Annotated in this window: 20 protein-coding genes; 14 read left to right on the top strand and 6 right to left on the bottom strand. The window is 71.2% G+C overall.

Translation table 11 applies throughout. The features are described from left to right. Positions 1-329: 329 nt before the first annotated feature. From AB0K14_RS34715 to truA, 10 genes are all read left to right on the top strand, one after another. Positions 330-932 carry a DUF1707 domain-containing protein gene (locus AB0K14_RS34715; RefSeq protein WP_360460264.1) on the top strand — a complete coding sequence of 201 codons (603 nt, stop codon included), beginning with the start codon at positions 330-332 and terminating at the stop codon, positions 930-932. A 62-nt stretch (positions 933-994) separates the two neighbouring features. After that, complete coding sequence (locus AB0K14_RS34720) at positions 995-1,384, top strand: DUF1707 domain-containing protein (protein ID WP_360460266.1); 390 nt, start codon at positions 995-997, stop codon at positions 1,382-1,384. A gap of 160 nt (positions 1,385-1,544) precedes the next feature. After that, on the top strand, positions 1,545-1,766 hold the full coding sequence (gene infA / locus AB0K14_RS34725; RefSeq protein WP_005166804.1) for a translation initiation factor IF-1: 222 nt from the start codon (positions 1,545-1,547) through the stop codon (positions 1,764-1,766). 53 nt (positions 1,767-1,819) lie between these two features. Continuing rightward, on the top strand, positions 1,820-1,933 hold the full coding sequence (gene rpmJ, locus AB0K14_RS34730) for a 50S ribosomal protein L36 (protein WP_010148647.1): 114 nt from the start codon (positions 1,820-1,822) through the stop codon (positions 1,931-1,933). Between the two features lie 218 nt (positions 1,934-2,151). Next, positions 2,152-2,532 (top strand): 30S ribosomal protein S13, encoded by a 381-nt coding sequence (gene rpsM / locus AB0K14_RS34735; protein WP_360460268.1) that lies wholly within the window; start codon positions 2,152-2,154, stop codon positions 2,530-2,532. Positions 2,533-2,569: 37 nt separating this feature from the next. After that, positions 2,570-2,977: a 30S ribosomal protein S11 gene (rpsK, locus tag AB0K14_RS34740; protein WP_033436732.1), complete on the top strand. Its 408-nt coding sequence runs from the start codon at positions 2,570-2,572 to the stop codon at positions 2,975-2,977. 23 nt (positions 2,978-3,000) lie between these two features. Further along, the gene (gene rpsD, locus AB0K14_RS34745; RefSeq protein ID WP_053718426.1) at positions 3,001-3,606 is read left to right on the top strand and encodes a 30S ribosomal protein S4; all 606 of its coding nucleotides are present in this window, start codon (positions 3,001-3,003) and stop codon (positions 3,604-3,606) included. A 148-nt stretch (positions 3,607-3,754) separates the two neighbouring features. Further along, entirely contained in the window at positions 3,755-4,807 is a 1,053-nt protein-coding gene (locus AB0K14_RS34750) for a DNA-directed RNA polymerase subunit alpha (protein ID WP_123745287.1), read from the top strand. A 58-nt stretch (positions 4,808-4,865) separates the two neighbouring features. After that, the gene (gene rplQ, locus AB0K14_RS34755) at positions 4,866-5,456 is read left to right on the top strand and encodes a 50S ribosomal protein L17 (RefSeq protein WP_360460271.1); all 591 of its coding nucleotides are present in this window, start codon (positions 4,866-4,868) and stop codon (positions 5,454-5,456) included. A gap of 59 nt (positions 5,457-5,515) precedes the next feature. Beyond that, complete coding sequence (gene truA / locus AB0K14_RS34760) at positions 5,516-6,307, top strand: tRNA pseudouridine(38-40) synthase TruA (protein ID WP_360460273.1); 792 nt, start codon at positions 5,516-5,518, stop codon at positions 6,305-6,307. Here truA and AB0K14_RS34765 read toward each other — a convergent pair. Both AB0K14_RS34765 and AB0K14_RS34770 read right to left on the bottom strand, forming a co-directional pair. Beyond that, on the bottom strand, positions 6,273-7,211 hold the full coding sequence (locus AB0K14_RS34765) for a lysylphosphatidylglycerol synthase domain-containing protein (protein ID WP_360460275.1): 939 nt from the start codon (positions 7,209-7,211) through the stop codon (positions 6,273-6,275). The two genes, truA and AB0K14_RS34765, sit on opposite strands and share 35 nt — an antisense overlap. Further along, positions 7,208-7,945 carry a PIG-L family deacetylase gene (locus AB0K14_RS34770; protein WP_360460277.1) on the bottom strand — a complete coding sequence of 246 codons (738 nt, stop codon included), beginning with the start codon at positions 7,943-7,945 and terminating at the stop codon, positions 7,208-7,210. Before AB0K14_RS34770 ends, AB0K14_RS34765 begins: the two co-directional genes overlap by 4 nt. 49 nt (positions 7,946-7,994) lie before the next feature. On the opposite strand from AB0K14_RS34770, the gene AB0K14_RS34775 reads away from it, so the two are divergent. Then, positions 7,995-9,062, top strand: a complete 1,068-nt coding sequence (locus AB0K14_RS34775) for a glycosyltransferase family 4 protein (RefSeq protein ID WP_360460279.1) — start codon at positions 7,995-7,997, stop codon at positions 9,060-9,062. A gap of 2 nt (positions 9,063-9,064) precedes the next feature. Here AB0K14_RS34775 and AB0K14_RS34780 read toward each other — a convergent pair whose 3' ends face one another. The 4 genes from AB0K14_RS34780 to eccE form a co-directional block, all read right to left on the bottom strand. Then, a complete protein-coding gene (locus tag AB0K14_RS34780; protein WP_360460281.1) occupies positions 9,065-9,196 on the bottom strand; it encodes a hypothetical protein in 132 nt (43 codons plus the stop codon). A gap of 81 nt (positions 9,197-9,277) precedes the next feature. Continuing rightward, positions 9,278-10,840 (bottom strand): S8 family peptidase, encoded by a 1,563-nt coding sequence (locus tag AB0K14_RS34785; RefSeq protein ID WP_360460283.1) that lies wholly within the window; start codon positions 10,838-10,840, stop codon positions 9,278-9,280. 249 nt (positions 10,841-11,089) lie between these two features. Next, on the bottom strand, positions 11,090-11,794 hold the full coding sequence (locus AB0K14_RS34790; protein ID WP_360460354.1) for a hypothetical protein: 705 nt from the start codon (positions 11,792-11,794) through the stop codon (positions 11,090-11,092). A gap of 14 nt (positions 11,795-11,808) precedes the next feature. Beyond that, on the bottom strand, positions 11,809-13,104 hold the full coding sequence (gene eccE / locus AB0K14_RS34795) for a type VII secretion protein EccE (protein WP_360460284.1): 1,296 nt from the start codon (positions 13,102-13,104) through the stop codon (positions 11,809-11,811). A 171-nt stretch (positions 13,105-13,275) separates the two neighbouring features. Here eccE and eccB point away from each other — a divergent pair, with 171 nt between their 5' ends. From eccB to AB0K14_RS34810, 3 genes are all read left to right on the top strand, one after another. Beyond that, entirely contained in the window at positions 13,276-14,916 is a 1,641-nt protein-coding gene (gene eccB, locus AB0K14_RS34800; RefSeq protein ID WP_360460286.1) for a type VII secretion protein EccB, read from the top strand. A gap of 88 nt (positions 14,917-15,004) precedes the next feature. Beyond that, a complete protein-coding gene (locus tag AB0K14_RS34805; RefSeq protein WP_360460288.1) occupies positions 15,005-15,373 on the top strand; it encodes a hypothetical protein in 369 nt (122 codons plus the stop codon). Then, entirely contained in the window at positions 15,373-16,458 is a 1,086-nt protein-coding gene (locus AB0K14_RS34810; RefSeq protein WP_360460290.1) for a hypothetical protein, read from the top strand. The genes AB0K14_RS34805 and AB0K14_RS34810 overlap by 1 nt, the downstream gene beginning before the upstream one ends. Positions 16,459-16,518: the final 60 nt, after the last annotated feature.

Here is a 16,518-nt window from a genome sequence, read left to right on the forward strand (position 1 = left end):
CAAGGGGGCGGTGTTCAGGTTTGCCGGGTTGTGGGTGTCTTGCCGCCCCCTTGACACGTGTGGTTGCCCTTGTGGAGGTCGGCGGGATGACACGAAGCCCGGACCACGCTGGTTCGGGAGTGGATCGCGTGGCCCTGTCATCCTGCTGATCTGCCCGTCCGGCGAGGACGCTTTTGATCTTTGATCTTTTGACGCTCTGGACCTTTCGACGCTCTCCCCACACCCACACCCACACCCGCATCCACACCCACACCAGAGCCGTTCGGCGGCGGTGAAGCGGGGGGTTAGCCCCATGTCCCCCGACAGGTTCGCCGCGTCACGATGTACGGGTGACCCAGCCTGTGCGGCCCGAGGACATCCGGGCCTCCGACGCCGAACGCGAACTGGTCCAGCAGTGGCTCCACCGCGCGCACGCCGACGGCAGCCTCGACCTCGCCGAGTTCGACGCGCGCGTCGTGCGCACCTGGGAGGCCAAGACCCGAGGCGAACTGGCCTCCCTCACCGCCGACCTGCCCCACGTGCCGTCCGCGCCGTCCACACCCTTCGCACCTGCCACCTCCGCCGCCCCGCTCACCCCGGAACGGGCGAGAACGAGCGGCGGGCGCAAGGCGATGAAGGTGCTCACCACGATCTGGCTGAGCGTCAGCGCGCTGAACTTCGCCCTCTGGCTGCTCGTCAGCCTCCTCGCGGGCGACGGCCTCGTGCACCCGTGGTTCCTCTGGGTCGCGGTGCCGCCGGGCACGGTGCTCGGCGTCATCTGGTGGTCCACCCGCCCGAGCACCGGCTCGAACGCCCGCCTGGGCTCCCGCCGGAACCCCGGCTCGACCGGCACCTACCCAGGCACCTACCCGAGCACCATCTACCCGAGCACCATCTACCCGAGCACCATCTACCCGAGCACCACCTACCCAACCTCCCACCCGGAACGGTAACGCTGTTACCATCACGGCGCATTGCGCGCATCGCGGCGTTTGCGGCGAAGGGAGACGTCGACGTGAACGAGTCCTTCATCCGGGCAGCCGACAACGACCGGGCCGCGGTCGCCGAGGAGCTGTTCCGCGCGCACGCCGACGGCAGGCTGACCCTGGCCGAGTACGACGAGCGCACCCGCGCCGTCTACGAGGCCCGCACGTACGCCGAGCTCAACGCCCTGACCGCCGACCTGCCGCACGACGCGTCCCCGCCCGCGAAGCGCCGGTCGAGCACGCTGTCCAGGGCCATGACCGGCGCGTGGTTCGCCGCGAGCTCGATCAACTTCCTCATCTGGGGCATCATCAGCCTGTCCACCAGCGAGGCGCTGTACCCGTGGTGGATCTGGGTCGCCGGACCCTGGGGCCTGGTCCTCGTGGCCGGTCGGCTGGCCCGATTTGGGCGTCGGCGCTGACGCGCGTAGTATGGACAGGTGGCGCATACGTCGCGCCGGTTCCGTCATGCCCGGGGGCACCGCTCCCGCAGCTGACAGGGTTCGCAAGGGCCTGGAGGAGTCGGGGTGCCGCGTGCCCGCACTCCAGAAGTAACACTCACCGTCACGAAACGCGGAGGACATGGGCAAGAAGGACGGGGCCATTGAGGTCGAGGGCCGCGTAGTCGAGCCGCTCCCCAACGCGATGTTCCGCGTCGAGTTGGAGAACGGTCACAAGGTCCTGGCACACATCAGCGGCAAGATGCGTCAGCACTACATCCGCATCCTCCCTGAGGACCGGGTTGTCGTGGAGCTCTCGCCCTACGACCTGTCCCGCGGGCGCATCGTCTACCGCTACAAGTGACCTCCGGCGCGCCCGGGCACGGGCGCACCGGCTGACGCAGGAGAAGCTCAGGCGTGAAGGTCCAGCCGAGCGTCAAGAAGATCTGCGACAAGTGCAAGGTGATCCGCCGCCACGGCCGGGTCATGGTGATCTGCGAGAACCTGCGCCACAAGCAGCGCCAGGGCTGACCAGCACCACGAGCACGAGTCGAGTCTTCACCGACGCGACATGAGTAAGCCTCCTCGCACCTGCCGCGCACCACGCACCACGTGCGGCACACCCCCGGACTCCAGGCCGGGGCCGGGACACCGGTCGCGAGAGCGACCGGAACTGACACAGCGAGTCAGTCCCGGGATCGGGCGAGGAGCAGACCTGGAGCGACACCACTGTTAGGAGCAAGCGCCGTATGGCACGACTCGCTGGCGTCGACCTCCCCCGCGAAAAGCGGTTGGAGATCGCGCTCACCTACATCTTCGGCATCGGTCGGACGCGCTCGAAGGAGCTGCTGACCGCCACCGAGATCTCCCCGGACATCCGGGTGAAGGATCTCGCTGACGACGACCTGGCGAAGCTGCGGGACTACATCGAGAACCACTTCAAGGTCGAGGGTGACCTCCGCCGCGAGGTTCAGGCCGACATCCGCCGGAAGATGGAAATCGGCTGCTACGAGGGGCTGCGGCACCGTCGCAACCTGCCCGTCCGCGGGCAGCGCACCAAGACGAACGCGCGCACTCGTAAGGGTCCGAAGAAGACCGTCGCCGGCAAGAAGAAGGCCGGAAAGAAGTAAGACCTCGCGTCTCTAGCAAGTAGGAGTTCACCCAGACATGCCACCCAAGTCCCGTACGGGCGCCGGGGTCAAGAAGGTCCGGCGCAAGGAAAAGAAGAACGTCTCGCACGGCCAGGCGCACATCAAGAGCACGTTCAACAACACCATCGTGTCCATCACGGACCCGATGGGCAACGTGATCAGCTGGGCGTCCGCCGGCCACGTCGGCTTCAAGGGCTCTCGCAAGTCCACGCCGTTCGCCGCGCAGATGGCCGCCGAGAACGCCGCCCGCAAGGCCGCCGAGCACGGCATGCGCAAGGTGGACGTGTTCGTGAAGGGTCCCGGCTCCGGCCGCGAGACCGCGATCCGTTCGCTGCAGGCCGCCGGCCTCGAGGTCGGCACCATCCAGGACGTGACCCCGCAGCCCCACAACGGCTGCCGCCCGCCCAAGCGGCGCCGGGTCTGAGGCACGGGGAGGAGTAAGACAACATGGCTCGCTATACCGGACCGGCCACTCGCATCTCGCGCCGTCTCAAGGTCGACCTCGTCGGCGGGGACCAGGCGTTCGAGCGTCGTCCTTACCCGCCCGGCCAGCACGGCCGCGGTCGGATCAAGGAGTCGGAGTACCTGCTCCAGCTCCAGGAGAAGCAGAAGGCCCGCTACACGTACGGCGTCCTGGAGAAGCAGTTCCGGCGCTACTACGAGGAAGCGGTTCGTCGCCCCGGCAAGACCGGTGAGAACCTGCTGCAGATCCTGGAGTCCCGGCTCGACAACGTGGTGTACCGCGCGGGTCTCGCGCGCACCCGTCGTCAGGCCCGCCAGCTGGTCAGCCACGGTCACTTCATCGTGAACGGCCAGAAGGTCAACATCCCGAGCTTCCGGGTGTCGAAGTTCGACATCATCGACGTGAAGCCGAAGTCGCTGCCCACGCTGCCCTTCGAGGCCGCGCGTGCTTCCTTCGGTGACCGGCCGATCCCGGCGTGGCTCCAGGTCGTGCAGTCCAACCTGCGCATCCTGGTCCACCAGCTGCCGGAGCGGGCGCAGATCGACACGCCCGTCACCGAACAGCTGATCGTCGAGCTCTACTCGAAGTGATCCTCCTGGAGGGCCCGTCCGCGAGGACGGGCCCTCCAGTCGGGTCCCGCGGCGGCGCGAAATGGTGTGCCGCATGCGTTTGCCGGTCTCCGCGACCGGCTTCCACGACGTCAAATAGCGGGCGTCGGGGTTAGAAGGGAAGAACCCAGTGCTGATTTCACAGCGTCCCTCGCTCAGCGAGGAAGCGGTCAACGAGACCCGTTCCCGGTTCGTCATCGAGCCGCTGGAGCCGGGCTTCGGCTACACCCTCGGCAACTCGATCCGCCGCACCCTGCTGTCGTCCATCCCCGGCGCGGCCGTGACCAGCATCCGCATCGACGGTGTGCTGCACGAGTTCACGACCGTCCCCGGTGTGAAGGAAGACGTCACCGACATCATCCTCAACCTCAAGGAGCTGGTCGTCAGCTCCGAGGAGGACGAGCCGGTGACCATGTACCTGCGCAAGCAGGGGCCGGGCGCGGTGACCGCGGGCGACATCGTGCCTCCGGCCGGTGTCACCGTGCACAACCCCGACCTGCACATCGCCACCCTGAACGGCAAGGGCAAGCTGGAGATCGAGCTCGTGGTCGAGCGCGGTCGCGGCTACGTCCCCGCCGTGCAGAACAAGCAGGCCGGTGCCGAGATCGGCCGCATTCCGGTCGACTCGATCTACTCGCCCGTCATGAAGGTGACCTACAAGGTCGAGGCCACCCGTGTCGAGCAGCGGACCGACTTCGACAAGCTGATCCTCGACGTCGAGACCAAGCCGTCCATCACGCCGCGCGACGCCGTCGCGTCGGCCGGTAAGACGCTGGTCGAGCTGTTCGGTCTCGCTCGCGAGCTGAACGTCGACGCCGAGGGCATCGAGATCGGCCCCTCGCCCGCCGAGGCGGACACCATCGCGGCGTTCGCGATGCCGATCGAGGACCTGGACCTCACCGTCCGGTCCTACAACTGCCTCAAGCGCGAGGGCATCCACACCGTGGGCGAGCTGGTCTCGCGCAGCGAGGCGGACCTGCTGGACATCCGCAACTTCGGTGCGAAGTCGATCGACGAGGTCAAGATGAAGCTCGTCGGCCTCGGCTTGGCGCTGAAGGACAGCCCCCCTGGGTTCGACCCGTCGGCCGCCGCGTCCGACTACCCGGCCGAAGGCTGGGGCACGGACACCGCCGTGGACACCCACGACGACGGCCAGGACTACGCGGAGACCGAGCAGCTCTGAGGCCGCTTAGCGGCCGGGCCGGAGCAGAGGATCAGAAAGAAATCCGAGGAGCAATTCGATGCCCACCCCCACCAAGGGACCCCGTCTCGGGGGCTCGCCGGCCCACGAGCGGCTGATGCTGGCCAACCTGGCCACGTCCCTGTTCACCCACGGTCGGATCACGACCACCGAGGCGAAGGCGAAGCGGCTGCGGCCGTACGCCGAGAAGCTGATCAGCAAGGCGAAGGTCGGTGACCTGCACAACCGTCGCGAGATCCTCAAGGTCATCCGCGACAAGGACATCGTGCACAAGCTGTTCGCCGAGATCGGTCCGCAGTTCGCCGACCGCCCCGGTGGCTACACCCGCATCACCAAGACGCTGCCGCGCAAGGGCGACAACGCCCCCATGGCCGTGATCGAGCTGGTCGCGGAGTCCACCGTCACCTCCGAGGCGGAGCGCGCCCGCAAGACGAAGTTCGCCAAGGACCAGGCCCCCAAGGCCGTCGAGTCCGACGCGACCAAGTCCGAGGACGTGCAGGACCAGGACGCCGACGCGCCCGAGTCCGCCACGAAGGACGCCGCCGAGGAGCCCGCCGAGGGCGCTTCGGACGAGGCCACCGAGGCCCCGAAGGCCGAGGACAAGGCCGAGGACAAGAAGGACGAGTCCTGACGGACCCGAACCTCATCGACGAGCCCGTCGTCCCCGCTGGGGACGACGGGCTCGTTCGTGTGCGCCTGGACCTGGCCTACGACGGCACGGAGTTCTCCGGGTGGGCGCGCCAGCCCGGCCGCCGCACGGTGTGCGGCGTGCTGGAGGACACCCTGTCGACGGTGCTGCGGGAGGACGTGCGGCTGACCGTGGCGGGTCGCACGGACGCCGGTGTGCACGCGTCGGGGCAGGTGGCGCACGTCGACCTGCCCGCGTCCGCCGACGTCGCGGGCCTGCCCAGGCGCCTGGCCCGTGCGCTGCCCGCGGACGTCCGGGTGTTCTCGGCGCGGGTGGTGCCGGTCGAGTTCGACGCGCGGTTCGCCGCGTTGCGCCGGCACTACGAGTACCGGGTCACCGACGCCGCGTTCGGCGCGCACCCGTTGCGGCGGCTGGACACGCTGGCCTGGCCGCGTCCGCTGGACCTGGACGCGCTGAACGCCGCGTCCCGGCTGCTGCTGGGCGAACGGGACTTCTGCGCGTTCTGCAAGCGCCGTGAGGGCGCGACCACGATCCGTGAGCTGCAACGCCTGGAGTGGGTGCGCGACGGTGACGTGCTGACCGCGCACGTGTCCGCGGACGCGTTCTGCCACTCGATGGTGCGCAGCCTGGTCGGTGCGCTGCTCGCGGTGGGCGAGGGCCGCAAGCCGGTGGCCTGGCCCGCGTCGCTGCTGTCGCTGGCCGCGCGGTCCAGCGAGGTGGCGGTGGCGCCGCCGCACGGGTTGGCGCTGGTCCGGGTCGACTACCCGGCCGACGACGAGCTCGCCGCGCGCGCCGCTGTCACCCGGAACGTGCGCGGCGCACCGACCAGCTGAGCCAGACCGCACCGCCCAGCGGTATCTCCACCAGGTAGGTGAAGAACGCGAACAGCAGCACGCCCGCCACGGCCGGCGCGGCGGGCGTGCCGAGGCTGATCAGCAGCGCGATGGTGCCGTTCTCGGTGACACCGACCCCGCCTGGTGTGATCACGGCCAGCGTGAGCAGCCTGCTCACCGCGAACGCGGCGACCGTCGCCCCCAGCCCCAGGTGGACCCCCGCGGCGGCCAGGCACCACCACAGCAGCACGCCCTGCAACAGCAGGTAGGCGAGCATCCCCGCGGTCATCTGCCGCCAGCTCGCCCGGATCACCTGCGCGGTCTGCCGGCGCAGCCGCAGCAGGAACCGGGTGGCCCGGCCGCCCAGCAGCCGGCCGAGCCACCGCATCCGCAGCACCAGGACCACCGCGACCAGCAGCCCGGCGACCGCCGTGACCGTCGCGACCAGGACGCCGTTGCCGAGCACCACCGCGCCCTGCACGACCAGCGCCACCAGGGGCAGCGCCGCCCGGGACAGCGCGTTCCACAGGCCGCTGACGATCGTCGACGTGGTGATCGCGCGGGCCGAGTGGCCCCAGCTCGACGCCATCACCGCGGTCACCGCCACCCCGGCCGCGCCGCCGAACGGCAGCACGTTGCTGATCGCGCTGCCCGCCGCGTTCAGGCTGAACGCCTGGGTGTTGCGCAGGCCGGGCAGCGAACCGGTGAGCACGTAGGTGTAGGCCCAGAGCCCGGCCAGCCACAGCGCCGTCAACCAGAGGGCGGTGCCAGGGCCGATCTCGCGCAACTGCGCGCCGACGGCCGTCCACGCCACCCCGCCCACGGCGGGCACCAGCGCGACCACCAGCCACGCCGCCAGGCCCAGTGACGCCAACGACGCGGTGACCCGCCACCACGGCTTCACCGTGCGCACCACCGCGGGCGTTCGACGTACCACTCGGTGCCCAGGACCACCTTGAACAGCGGTGGCGGCAGCCGGAGCAGCGCGGCGAGGGTGCGGGTCGACTCGCCGCCGGTGGTCTGCGTGGCGTGCGCCGCCATGGCCGCCCGCTTGACGTGCGCGTACCGCCGGACGTCCACCGAGTGGGTGATCTCCGCGCGGGCGGTGTAGGCCTTCTCGAACTGGGCCAGGTCGAACCGGCGGGCGAGCCTGAGCAGCCGCAGGCCGCGCAGCAGCCAGGTGCGGTCGACCGTCGCCTCCCACACGCGGGGCGTGCCGGCGAGTTCGGCGGCCAGCGTGCCGACCCGGTGCACCTGGACGTGGTCCGGGTGCCCGTAGCCGCCGTGGGGGTCGTAGGTGGTCAGCAGGTCGGCGCGTTCCTCGTGCAGCAGCTCGGCCAGCCGTACCGCGGCCTCGCCCACGTCGGCGCGGGCGAACCCGTGCCGACCGTCCAGGCCGGAGTCCGGGTAGCCCAGGAACTCCACCCGCGCGCAGCCGAGGACGCGCGCCGACGCGTGGGCCTCCCTGGTGCGGACCGCGCCGAGGTCGGTCCCGTGCGCGCTCAGGCCCCGTTCACCGGCGGTGGCGACGACCAGCACCACGCGGTGTCCCTCCCGCGCGAGGCGCGCCATCGTGCCGCCGGTCAACAGGGCTTCGTCATCGGGGTGGGCGTGGAAGAAAACGCACGTTCGGCTCACGAGTGCAAGAGTGTCAGTTGGTCCGTTCGGCGGCTTGACGGGAGTGCACTTGTCCACCATCCACGTCACCGACTGCTTCCTGCCCCGGCTGGGCGGGATCGAGGTGCAGGTATCCGGATTGGCGCGGGAGCAGGCGGGTGCCGGGGAGGACGTGCACGTGGTGACCGCGACCAGGCTCGCGTCGCCGGGTGACGGGTACTCGGTGCACCGGATCGCCGTGCGGCTGCCGTGGGACCTGCCCGTGCACCCGCGGGCGGGCGCGCACCTGGACCGGGTGCTCGGCTCCCTGTCGCCGTCGGTGGTGTACGTGCACGTGGGAGCGGTGTCGCCGTTCGCGTGGTCGGGGGTGCGGTCGGCGTTGCGGCTGGGGTTGCCGACGGTGGTCGTGGTGCACAGCATGTGGGACCCGGTGGTGCAGCGGTGCTACCGGGTGCTGGACCGGCTGGCGTCGTGGAGCACGGCGCGGGTGGCGGTGGCGGCGGTGAGCCGAGCGGCGGCGGACCGGGTGCGCGCGGCGGCGCCGGGGGTGCCGGTGGGGGTGGTGCCGAACGGGATCGTGCCGTCGGCGTGGCGGGGGATCCCGACGCAGCGGCCGGACGACGCGGTGCACGTCGTGTCGGTGGGCCGGCTCGCGGCGCGCAAGGAGCCGCTGGCGTTGCTGCGGGCGTTGCGGGCGGTGTCGGCGGACGTGCCGTTGCGGGCGACGGTGGCGGGCTCCGGGCCGGAGATGGCGGTCCTGCGGCGGTACGTGGAGCGGCACGGCATGGGGTGGGTCAGCCTGCCCGGCCGACTCGACCGGCGGGGTGTGGGCCACCTGCTGGCCGGTGCGGACGTGTTCGTGAACGCGGCGTCGCAGGAGGCGTTCGGGCTGGCGGCGCTGGAGGCGCGGACGGCGGGGGTGCCGGTGGTCGCGCGGCCGGGGACGGGCGTGGCGGACTTCGTGCGCGACGGCGTGGAGGGCGTGCTGACCCACGACCTGGCCGCCGGGATCGCCCGCCTCGCGACCGACCGGGAGGAACGCCTGCGGATCACGACGCACAACCGGACCACCGAGCCGACCGACTGCACGTGGCCGCGGGTGCTGGAGGCCCTCCAGTCGTGCGCGGCCCGGGTGTGAGATCAAGGTCGGGGTACGGGTGGACCGAAGTCGTCGTCGACCACGTACGTCTCCGCCTCGGGCTCGAACCGGTGGGAGGTCAGGTTCGCGCCCCGCGACTGACCGGCCAGGTCGACCGTCCGGATCGCCGGCACGCGGGTAGGTGAACGCGGAGCGGCCCCCCGCCGGTGGGACTGGCGAGGGGCCGCTGTCGGCCGACTGGATCAGGCGACCGCTTACAGGTCGAGGGTCCAGGTGTCGATGTAGCCGGTGTCCTGGTTGAACGCGTCACGCACGCGCAGCTGCCAGGTGCCGTTGGCGTTCTCGGCCGACAGGTTCACCGTGTACGTCGCGTCGACGTTGTCCGCGCTGTCCGAGCCGGACTGCACCTTGAGCTGCTTGACCGCGCCGCTGGGCGTGATCAGGTCGATCACCAGGTCGCCCCGGTAGGTGTGCTTGACGTGCACCTCGACCGTGGCCGACGAGCCGGCCTTGCCCGCGCAGTCGGTCACCGCGATCGGGCTGGAGGCGGTGCCCAGGTCGGGCACGGCCACGTCGGTCGCGTTGGTCTTCGGCGCGCAGTTGCCGGGCTGCGGGGTGGACGAGCCGACCAGGCGCAGCAGCTTGTTCGGCGAACCGGTGCCAGGGTTGCCGACCACGCTGTTCGTCGCGCCGTTGACCAGGGCGTCGCGCACCTGCTGCGGCGTGGCGGTGGGGTTGGCGGCCAGGTACACGGCCGCCGCGCCGACGACGTGCGGCGTGGCCATGGACGTGCCGCTGATCGTGTTGGTGGCGGTGTCGTCGGTGTACCACGCCGACGTGATCGACGAGCCCGGCGCGAAGATGTCCAGGCAGGTGCCGATGTTGGAGAACGACGACCGGGCGTCGGTGTTGGTCGTGGAACCGACCGTGATGCCCTCCAGGGTGCGGGCCGGCGTCACGTTGCACGCGTTCGCGCCGTTGTCGTTGCCCGCCGCCAGGCCGTAGGTCACGCCCGACGCGATGGAGTTGCGCACGGCCTGGTCGACCGTGGCGTCCGCGCCGCCGCCGAGCGACATGTTCGCGACCGCCGGCTTCACCGCGTTCGCGGTCACCCAGTCGATGCCCGCGATGACGCCCGCGTACGTGCCGGAGCCCGCGCAGTTCAGCACCCGCACGCCGACCAGCTTGGCCTTCTTGGCCACGCCGTGCTTCGTGCCGCCGACGGTGCCCGCCACGTGCGTGCCGTGGCCGTTGCAGTCGCTGGCGTCGTTGTCGTTGTCGACGGTGTCGCGACCGGTCACCGCGCGACCGCCGAAGTCGGTGTGCGAGAACCGGATGCCCGTGTCGATGATGTAGGCGGTGACGCCCTCACCCTCGTTCGGGTAGGTGTAGGAGTTGTCCAGCGGCAGCGCGGCCTGGTCGATCCGGTCCAGGCCCCACGACGGGGTCGGCGCCTGCGTGCCGGAGATCTTCACCTCGCCGTCCTGCTGCACGTACGACACCGACGGGTCGGCGGCGAGCTTGCGGGCCTGCGCCTCGCTCATGGTGGCCGAGAAGCCGCGCACCGCGTGGGTGTAGGTGTGCTTGACGTTCGCCTGGTACTTGGCGCCCAGCGAGCCGACGCTGCTCGTGCTCATGTCCTTGAGCACGACGATGTAGCTGTCCTTGACCGCGTTGGGCGCGCCCAACCCGCGGATCTCGCCCTCCGCCGCGGCGGAGGTGAAGGTGGTCAGTGCGGCCGTGACCGCGAACGCCGTGCCCGTGGCCAGCCCGACACCGGCCGACCGTTTGGTCCAGGACGCGCGAACGTCTCCCATGGCAGGGGGTCTCCTCTTCGCAGGGTGGGTGTCCGGTCGGCGTCGCCCCCGAGCCCGGCGGACACGATGAGTTGTTCCTAGTTCGCCTCGCGGGTGAGGCGCAAGAATTTGTCGGTAAGAACCGACGAACGGCTCCTCCACAGTTTTATTCGTGCTGTGAACGAATTCGTGCGGAGAGTGACTGGACCCACACCGAAAAACGTGCCCCCGGACAACCGTCCGGGGGCACGTCGGCTTTGCCTGCGCGGATCAGTCGCCGCGCCGGACGGCACCGAGGATCTGCTGCTCACCGGGCGTGGTGACCAGCCGCAACGGCCGCCACAGGTTCGTGCCGAGCGCGATCACCTGGTCGTCCTTGAGCGTGGTCAGCTGGTGGGCCATCTGCGGCGGCAACCGCCAGATCTGGCTCGCCAACTGCGCCTGCCCGACCGGCAGCCGTTGCAGCAGCACGAGGTCCGCGGAATTCGCGGTGGTCGCCGCCTGGGGGTGCAAATAGGGCAGCACGTACATCGTGGTCTGCCACGGCGACCGCGGCGGGAACAACTCCTGCGGCACGTGGCCGCCGTCGTGCACGACCAGCAGCGGGCTGTCCTCCGACGGCCGGGGCAGCTCCACCGGGCTCAGCCGGCGCAGCTGCACCAGCGGCGAGGGACGGCCGTCCTGGCCCGCGCCCGCCGCGCGCACCACCGGCTGCCAGGCTGCCGGGCGACCCGTCGCGATGGTGATCCACGCGCCCGTCGCCATCGCCCGCAGCGCGATCTGCCGGGCCAGGTACAGCCCGCCGACCACGACCATGCGGGTCGGCGCGGACCGCAGCACCGAGATCGTCAGCGGTTCGCCCTGCAGGCCGGAGCCGAGCACCATGCCGCCGCGGTCGCCCGACGGGCTCACCACGTCCAGCATCTGCGGCGACACCAGGAACTCCGGCGCCACGCCCTTGCCCCGCGAGTCCATCAACCGGGAGTTGCTCACGCCACACCTCCCAGCGGCAGCGTCGCGGACAGCCCGGCGACCTGGAGGCCGTTCAACGGGGTCAGCGTGATGTCGAGCTTGTCGGCCAGCGCCTTGAGCCGGTCGTCGGCGCGGTCCAGCTCGGACGGCGTCCGGGCGCTCACCCGCACCATGCCGCGCAACCCGACCTGGCCCTGCTCGCTGCTCGGCGAGATCGTCATGGACAACGTCGAGGACAGCGCCCGCACGCCGGTCAGCGCGTTCAGGTTGTTGCGCATGCCCTTGGCCGGCCAGCCGGTGATCGCGTAGCTGGCGTGGCCGACGCCACCCGCCGTCACACCGGACCACTTCTCCCGCAACGACACCGAGTTGTTCGACCCGGCCACCGAGGTCAGCTCGGCCGCCGAGATGCCCGCCCGGATCAGCTCGTCGGGGTCCAGCGGTCGGATCGAGACACCGGTCGACTCCAGCGCGTTGCGCACGCGCGACAGCGCACCGATCAACGCCCGGTGGGCCCCCACGACGCCGCCGCCGCGTTCCCGGATCGCCGCCGCGCAGCGCCGCGGGTCCAGCCGCACCGCGATCCACGTGGTCCGGCGCGCCGCCGCGGGCAGCGGGCCGAGCACCTCCATGTAGGAGTTGAGCGCGGGCGAGTTCGTGGGCAGCGCGGCGCTGCCCGGGTAGCAGTGCCAGATCACCGAGATCGCGTCGAGCACCACACCGCGGTCCTCCAACGTCGGCGCGAGCGCGCCCAGCGGCAGCGACGGCGCGCTGCCCACCGCGGTGATCAGACCCGGCGCCGGGTCGACCAGCAGCACGGCGGTCCAGGCGCCCTGGTGCCAGGCCATGCCCAGCGGACGGTGCTCGTGGTCGACGCCCCGTGCCACCACCAGGTCCGGCACCGCGAGGCGCAGCAACGCCACCCGCGGGTCGTCCGGGCCGATGACCGAGGACTCCTCCTCCGACGGGGGCTTCATCTCGACCGGGCCGGTGCGCTTGGCGGTGTGGCTGTGCGAGCGGAAGCTGTAGCGCACCACCAGGCCGATCCACTGGGTCAGCCAGCGGCCCTTGGACCTGGTGAACGCGAGGATCAGGGCGATCAGCACGACACCGCCCGCGACGTACATGTGCACGGGCTCGATGCCGGCGCCGGTGGCGCCCACGGCCAGCAGGACCAGGCCGATGGCGACGCCGACCTCGAGCACGACCAGGTTGGCGACCGGCAGCGCGCCCAGGCTCGCGCCCGTGGTGCGGCGACGCGCCCGGAGCAGTGCCGCGCGCACGGCGCCGCCCGCCGCTTGCGCGCGCGCCATGGCGGGATTGGGCTGGCCCGGATGTGGGGTGGTCACGGACATCCGCTCTGGTTCTCTTTCCGTCGGCGTGCGCCGGGTGGACCGACCGGGTCTGACCAACCCGCACACGGACCACCCGCCGTCCGGCTATCGTGCAGACCGTACCGCGACTGGGAGAGCAGCGAGCCGAGAATGGCATCAACACCCACCACCAAGTCACAGGTCCAGGCCTACCGCTTCGTGCTGCGCAGGATGCAGTCCGCCCTGGTGCGCAGAGACGCGGTGATGCTGCACGACCCGATGCGCACGCACTCGCGCGCGACCGCGGTAGGTGTCCTGCTCGGCGTGATCGGGCTCATCGGGTTCCTGATCTTCGGCTTTTTCTCGCCGGACCCGCAGGTCGACGACCAGACGCAGATCGCCATCTCCAAGGAGACCGGTCAGGTCTACGTCGTGCACACGGTCGGCACGACCAAGACGTTGATCCCCATGACGAACCTCGCGTCCGCGCGGTTGTTGCTGCTCCAGCGGTCCACCCCGGACAAGGGGCAGGCGCAGGTGGCGGGTGCCGACGCGGCGGCGGGCCAGGTGAACGCGGGTCCGCAGGTCGCGGGCGGTGACCCGAAGCTGGTCAGCGAGAAGGCGTTGGCGAAGCTGCCCAAGGGCCGGCTGACCGGCATCCCCGACGGGCCGGACGTGCTGCCGAAGCCCGCGGACCGGATCGGCCCGGACTGGTCGGTGTGCGACACCCTGACGCTGGACGAGTCGCTGAACGACCCGTCGGCGCCGGGCAAGTTCACCACCACCGTCCTCGCGGGCTACAGCGGCGGCGGCGAGCTGCTCGACGGCAACCGCGCACTGCTGGTGCGCGCGGGTACCGACGACAAGCAGGCGTACCTCATCTACAAGGCGCCGCAGAACTCCAAGATCACCTCGACGTCGACGGTCCGCGCCAAGGTCGACCTCACCAACGCGAACGTCGTCACCGCGCTGAACCTGGGCCAGCAGAAGCCGCGCGCGGTCAGCTCGGGCCTGCTCAACGCGATCCCCGAGGCCAAGCCGCTGGTGGCGCCGGAGATCGCCGGCCGCGGCCAGGCGGTGGCGTACGTGCCGGGCGAGAACCTCCGGGTCGGCGACGTGATCGAGGTCTCCCGCACCGGCGCGGACTCCAAGTTCTACGTCGCGCTCAAGGAGGGGTTGCAGGAGGTCAGCAAGGCCGCCGGCGACCTCATCCGGGCCACCTACGCGCAGGGCGCCAAGCCGAAGCTGGTCGACATCGCGAAGACCAACGACGCGGAGAAGGTCAGCCAGCTCGACTTCTCCGACTACCCGTCCGAGGTGCCGGAGACGCTGGAGCCGAACCAGAACAACAGGGTGCTGTGCCTGGGCTGGCAGGCCCAGAACGTCAACTCGGCCAACAAGTCGCAGCACACCAAGGTGACCATCGCGCCGTCGCTGCCCATCCCGTCGAACGTGGTGCCGGTCGAGATCAACCAGGTCGGCGCGACCGGCGAGGTCGTCAGCCAGTTCGTGATGGCGCCGGGCAAGTCGGCCGTGGTGCGCAGCGCGACGTCCACCCAGGACTTCGCCAGCGGCCCGATCCACCTGGTCACCGGTCGTGGTGTGAAGTACGGCATCCCCGACGTCATCACCAGCGGCGCGCTCGGCCTCGGCGCGGACGGCTTCTCGCCGGGCCCCGAGTCGATCCTGCGGCTGCTGCCCAACGGGCCGCAGCTCAACCGCAACGACGCCTCCCGCAGCTGGGACTCCATCCCGGTGCCGAAGGGCAACGGCCTGCTGCCCGAGGAGAAGGCGCAGAAGCAGGGCGGCTGAGCCGAGCCGGGCGGTCGAGCACGAGCTTGAGCCCTTCGGCGGAACCGGCGTGGGCCGGTTCCCGTCATAGGGTGCGGGAGGTGTCCGGGTGAACGAGGTCACACGCAGGTCCGCGCCCATGGCGACGGGCGGCGGGCAGGTCGCGGTCGACCCGCGCTGGCTGGAGCTGTACGCGAAGCGCGTCGAGGAAGCGGCCGAGGAGCTGACCCGCGCGCGGTCCGAGCTGCGGGCGGAGCCGGTGCGCGCCCAGAGCTTCGGCGAGCTGGGCCGCACGTTGCGCAACGCCGAGGCGTACGGCCGGGCCGCGGGGATGCTGAACCAGCAGCTGGACCGGGCGTGCGAGGTGCTCACGTCCGCGGCCAAGGGCTTGCAGGAAGTGGCCGAGCACTACGGCGCCCAGGACGACGACGCGGTGGCGTTGATCAAGGCGGTCGACCGCCGGGCGGGGTTGAGCTGATGCGGGGCAAGGACGGCAGGCAGATCGCCGCCGAGGTGGGGCCGGAACTGGACTACCTGTCGGGGATCAGCCGCAGGCTCGGTCTGCGCGACCTCGTGGCGGACTACTTCGCGCCGGTCGTGGGCGACTGGAACGACCTGCACGACGAGGCGGAGCGCTGGCGCAAGGCCGGGCTGGTCGCCGAGCACGTGACGCGCGACCTGACCAAGCCGCTGGGCAAGCTGGACTCGGCGTGGCAGGGCCGGGACGCGGACTCGTTCGTCGAGCACATGCAGAAGGTCGGTCTGGCCGGGCACGACATGTCCGACGCGATGCACGCGATGGGCGAGGCGCTCGACCAGACCGCCGAGGGCATCCGCGGCATCGTGGAGGACATGTCCCGGGTGTTCGCCGAGGCGGCCGACACGGTGTCCGGTGCGGCGGCGTTGCCGGTGGACGGCGACCGGCGCGTGGCGGAGGCGTTGGACGAGCTGCACGACCCGGCGAAGGAGCTGCACGAGTCGGTGCGGGACGTGCTGGAGGCGTTCCTGCGGCTGTGCGACGGCGTGTCCGGATCGGACGACTTCGCCGACGTGAAGATGGAGCACCGCTACCCGGAGCAGAACTGGGCGTTCACCGCGCCCGAGAAGCCGACGGCGCCGGCGGTGCCGACGGCGCCGACCACTCCGCCCGCCGAGACGAAACCGGCCGCGGCCGGTGGTGGTTCGGGCTCCGGTGGGGGCGCGCCGGGCGGTGGCGGTGGCGGTGGCGTGCCCGGTGGCGGTGGCGGCGGTGTGCCCGGCGGTGGCGGGATGCCCGCAGGCGACCCCGGGGAACGGATGCAGCAGGGTGGGACGACGGGTGTCTCCGAACCCCGTCCGGCCGAGTCCGGCCCACGTCCGGCGGCGGCCGCGGCGGCGGGTCCGTCCAGCCCGGCCGTCGGCGGCGCCGGGATGATGGGCGGCGGGATGATGGGTGGCATGGGCGCCGGCGGTCAGCAGGGCGGCGACAAGGAGCACAAGTCGAAGGTCCAGCTGGCCGGCTCGACCGAGCAGGTCTTCGGCAAGCCCAAGAAGTCCGCCCCACCGGTCCTCGGCGAGGACTGAGTCGGATTGCCGCTGCTCCGCAGACGGCGGCTCGGTCGCCTGGAAGTCGGTCGTCCGCCG

Origin of the sequence: Actinosynnema sp. NPDC050801, assembly GCF_040673975.1 — a bacterium.
GTDB lineage: Bacteria > Actinomycetota > Actinomycetes > Mycobacteriales > Pseudonocardiaceae > Actinosynnema.

Coding starts and splice junctions, on each gene's coding strand:
- AB0K14_RS34790 (WP_360460354.1), bottom strand. CDS start 11,794: ATGGACTCGCGGGGCAAGGGCGTGGCGCCGGAGTTCCTGGTGTCGCCG.
- rpsM (WP_360460268.1), top strand. CDS start 2,152: ATGGCACGACTCGCTGGCGTCGACCTCCCCCGCGAAAAGCGGTTGGAG.
- AB0K14_RS34785 (WP_360460283.1), bottom strand. CDS start 10,840: ATGGGAGACGTTCGCGCGTCCTGGACCAAACGGTCGGCCGGTGTCGGG.
- rplQ (WP_360460271.1), top strand. CDS start 4,866: ATGCCCACCCCCACCAAGGGACCCCGTCTCGGGGGCTCGCCGGCCCAC.
- rpsD (WP_053718426.1), top strand. CDS start 3,001: ATGGCTCGCTATACCGGACCGGCCACTCGCATCTCGCGCCGTCTCAAG.
- infA (WP_005166804.1), top strand. CDS start 1,545: ATGGGCAAGAAGGACGGGGCCATTGAGGTCGAGGGCCGCGTAGTCGAG.
- AB0K14_RS34810 (WP_360460290.1), top strand. CDS start 15,373: ATGCGGGGCAAGGACGGCAGGCAGATCGCCGCCGAGGTGGGGCCGGAA.
- rpsK (WP_033436732.1), top strand. CDS start 2,570: ATGCCACCCAAGTCCCGTACGGGCGCCGGGGTCAAGAAGGTCCGGCGC.
- eccE (WP_360460284.1), bottom strand. CDS start 13,104: ATGGCGCGCGCGCAAGCGGCGGGCGGCGCCGTGCGCGCGGCACTGCTC.
- eccB (WP_360460286.1), top strand. CDS start 13,276: ATGGCATCAACACCCACCACCAAGTCACAGGTCCAGGCCTACCGCTTC.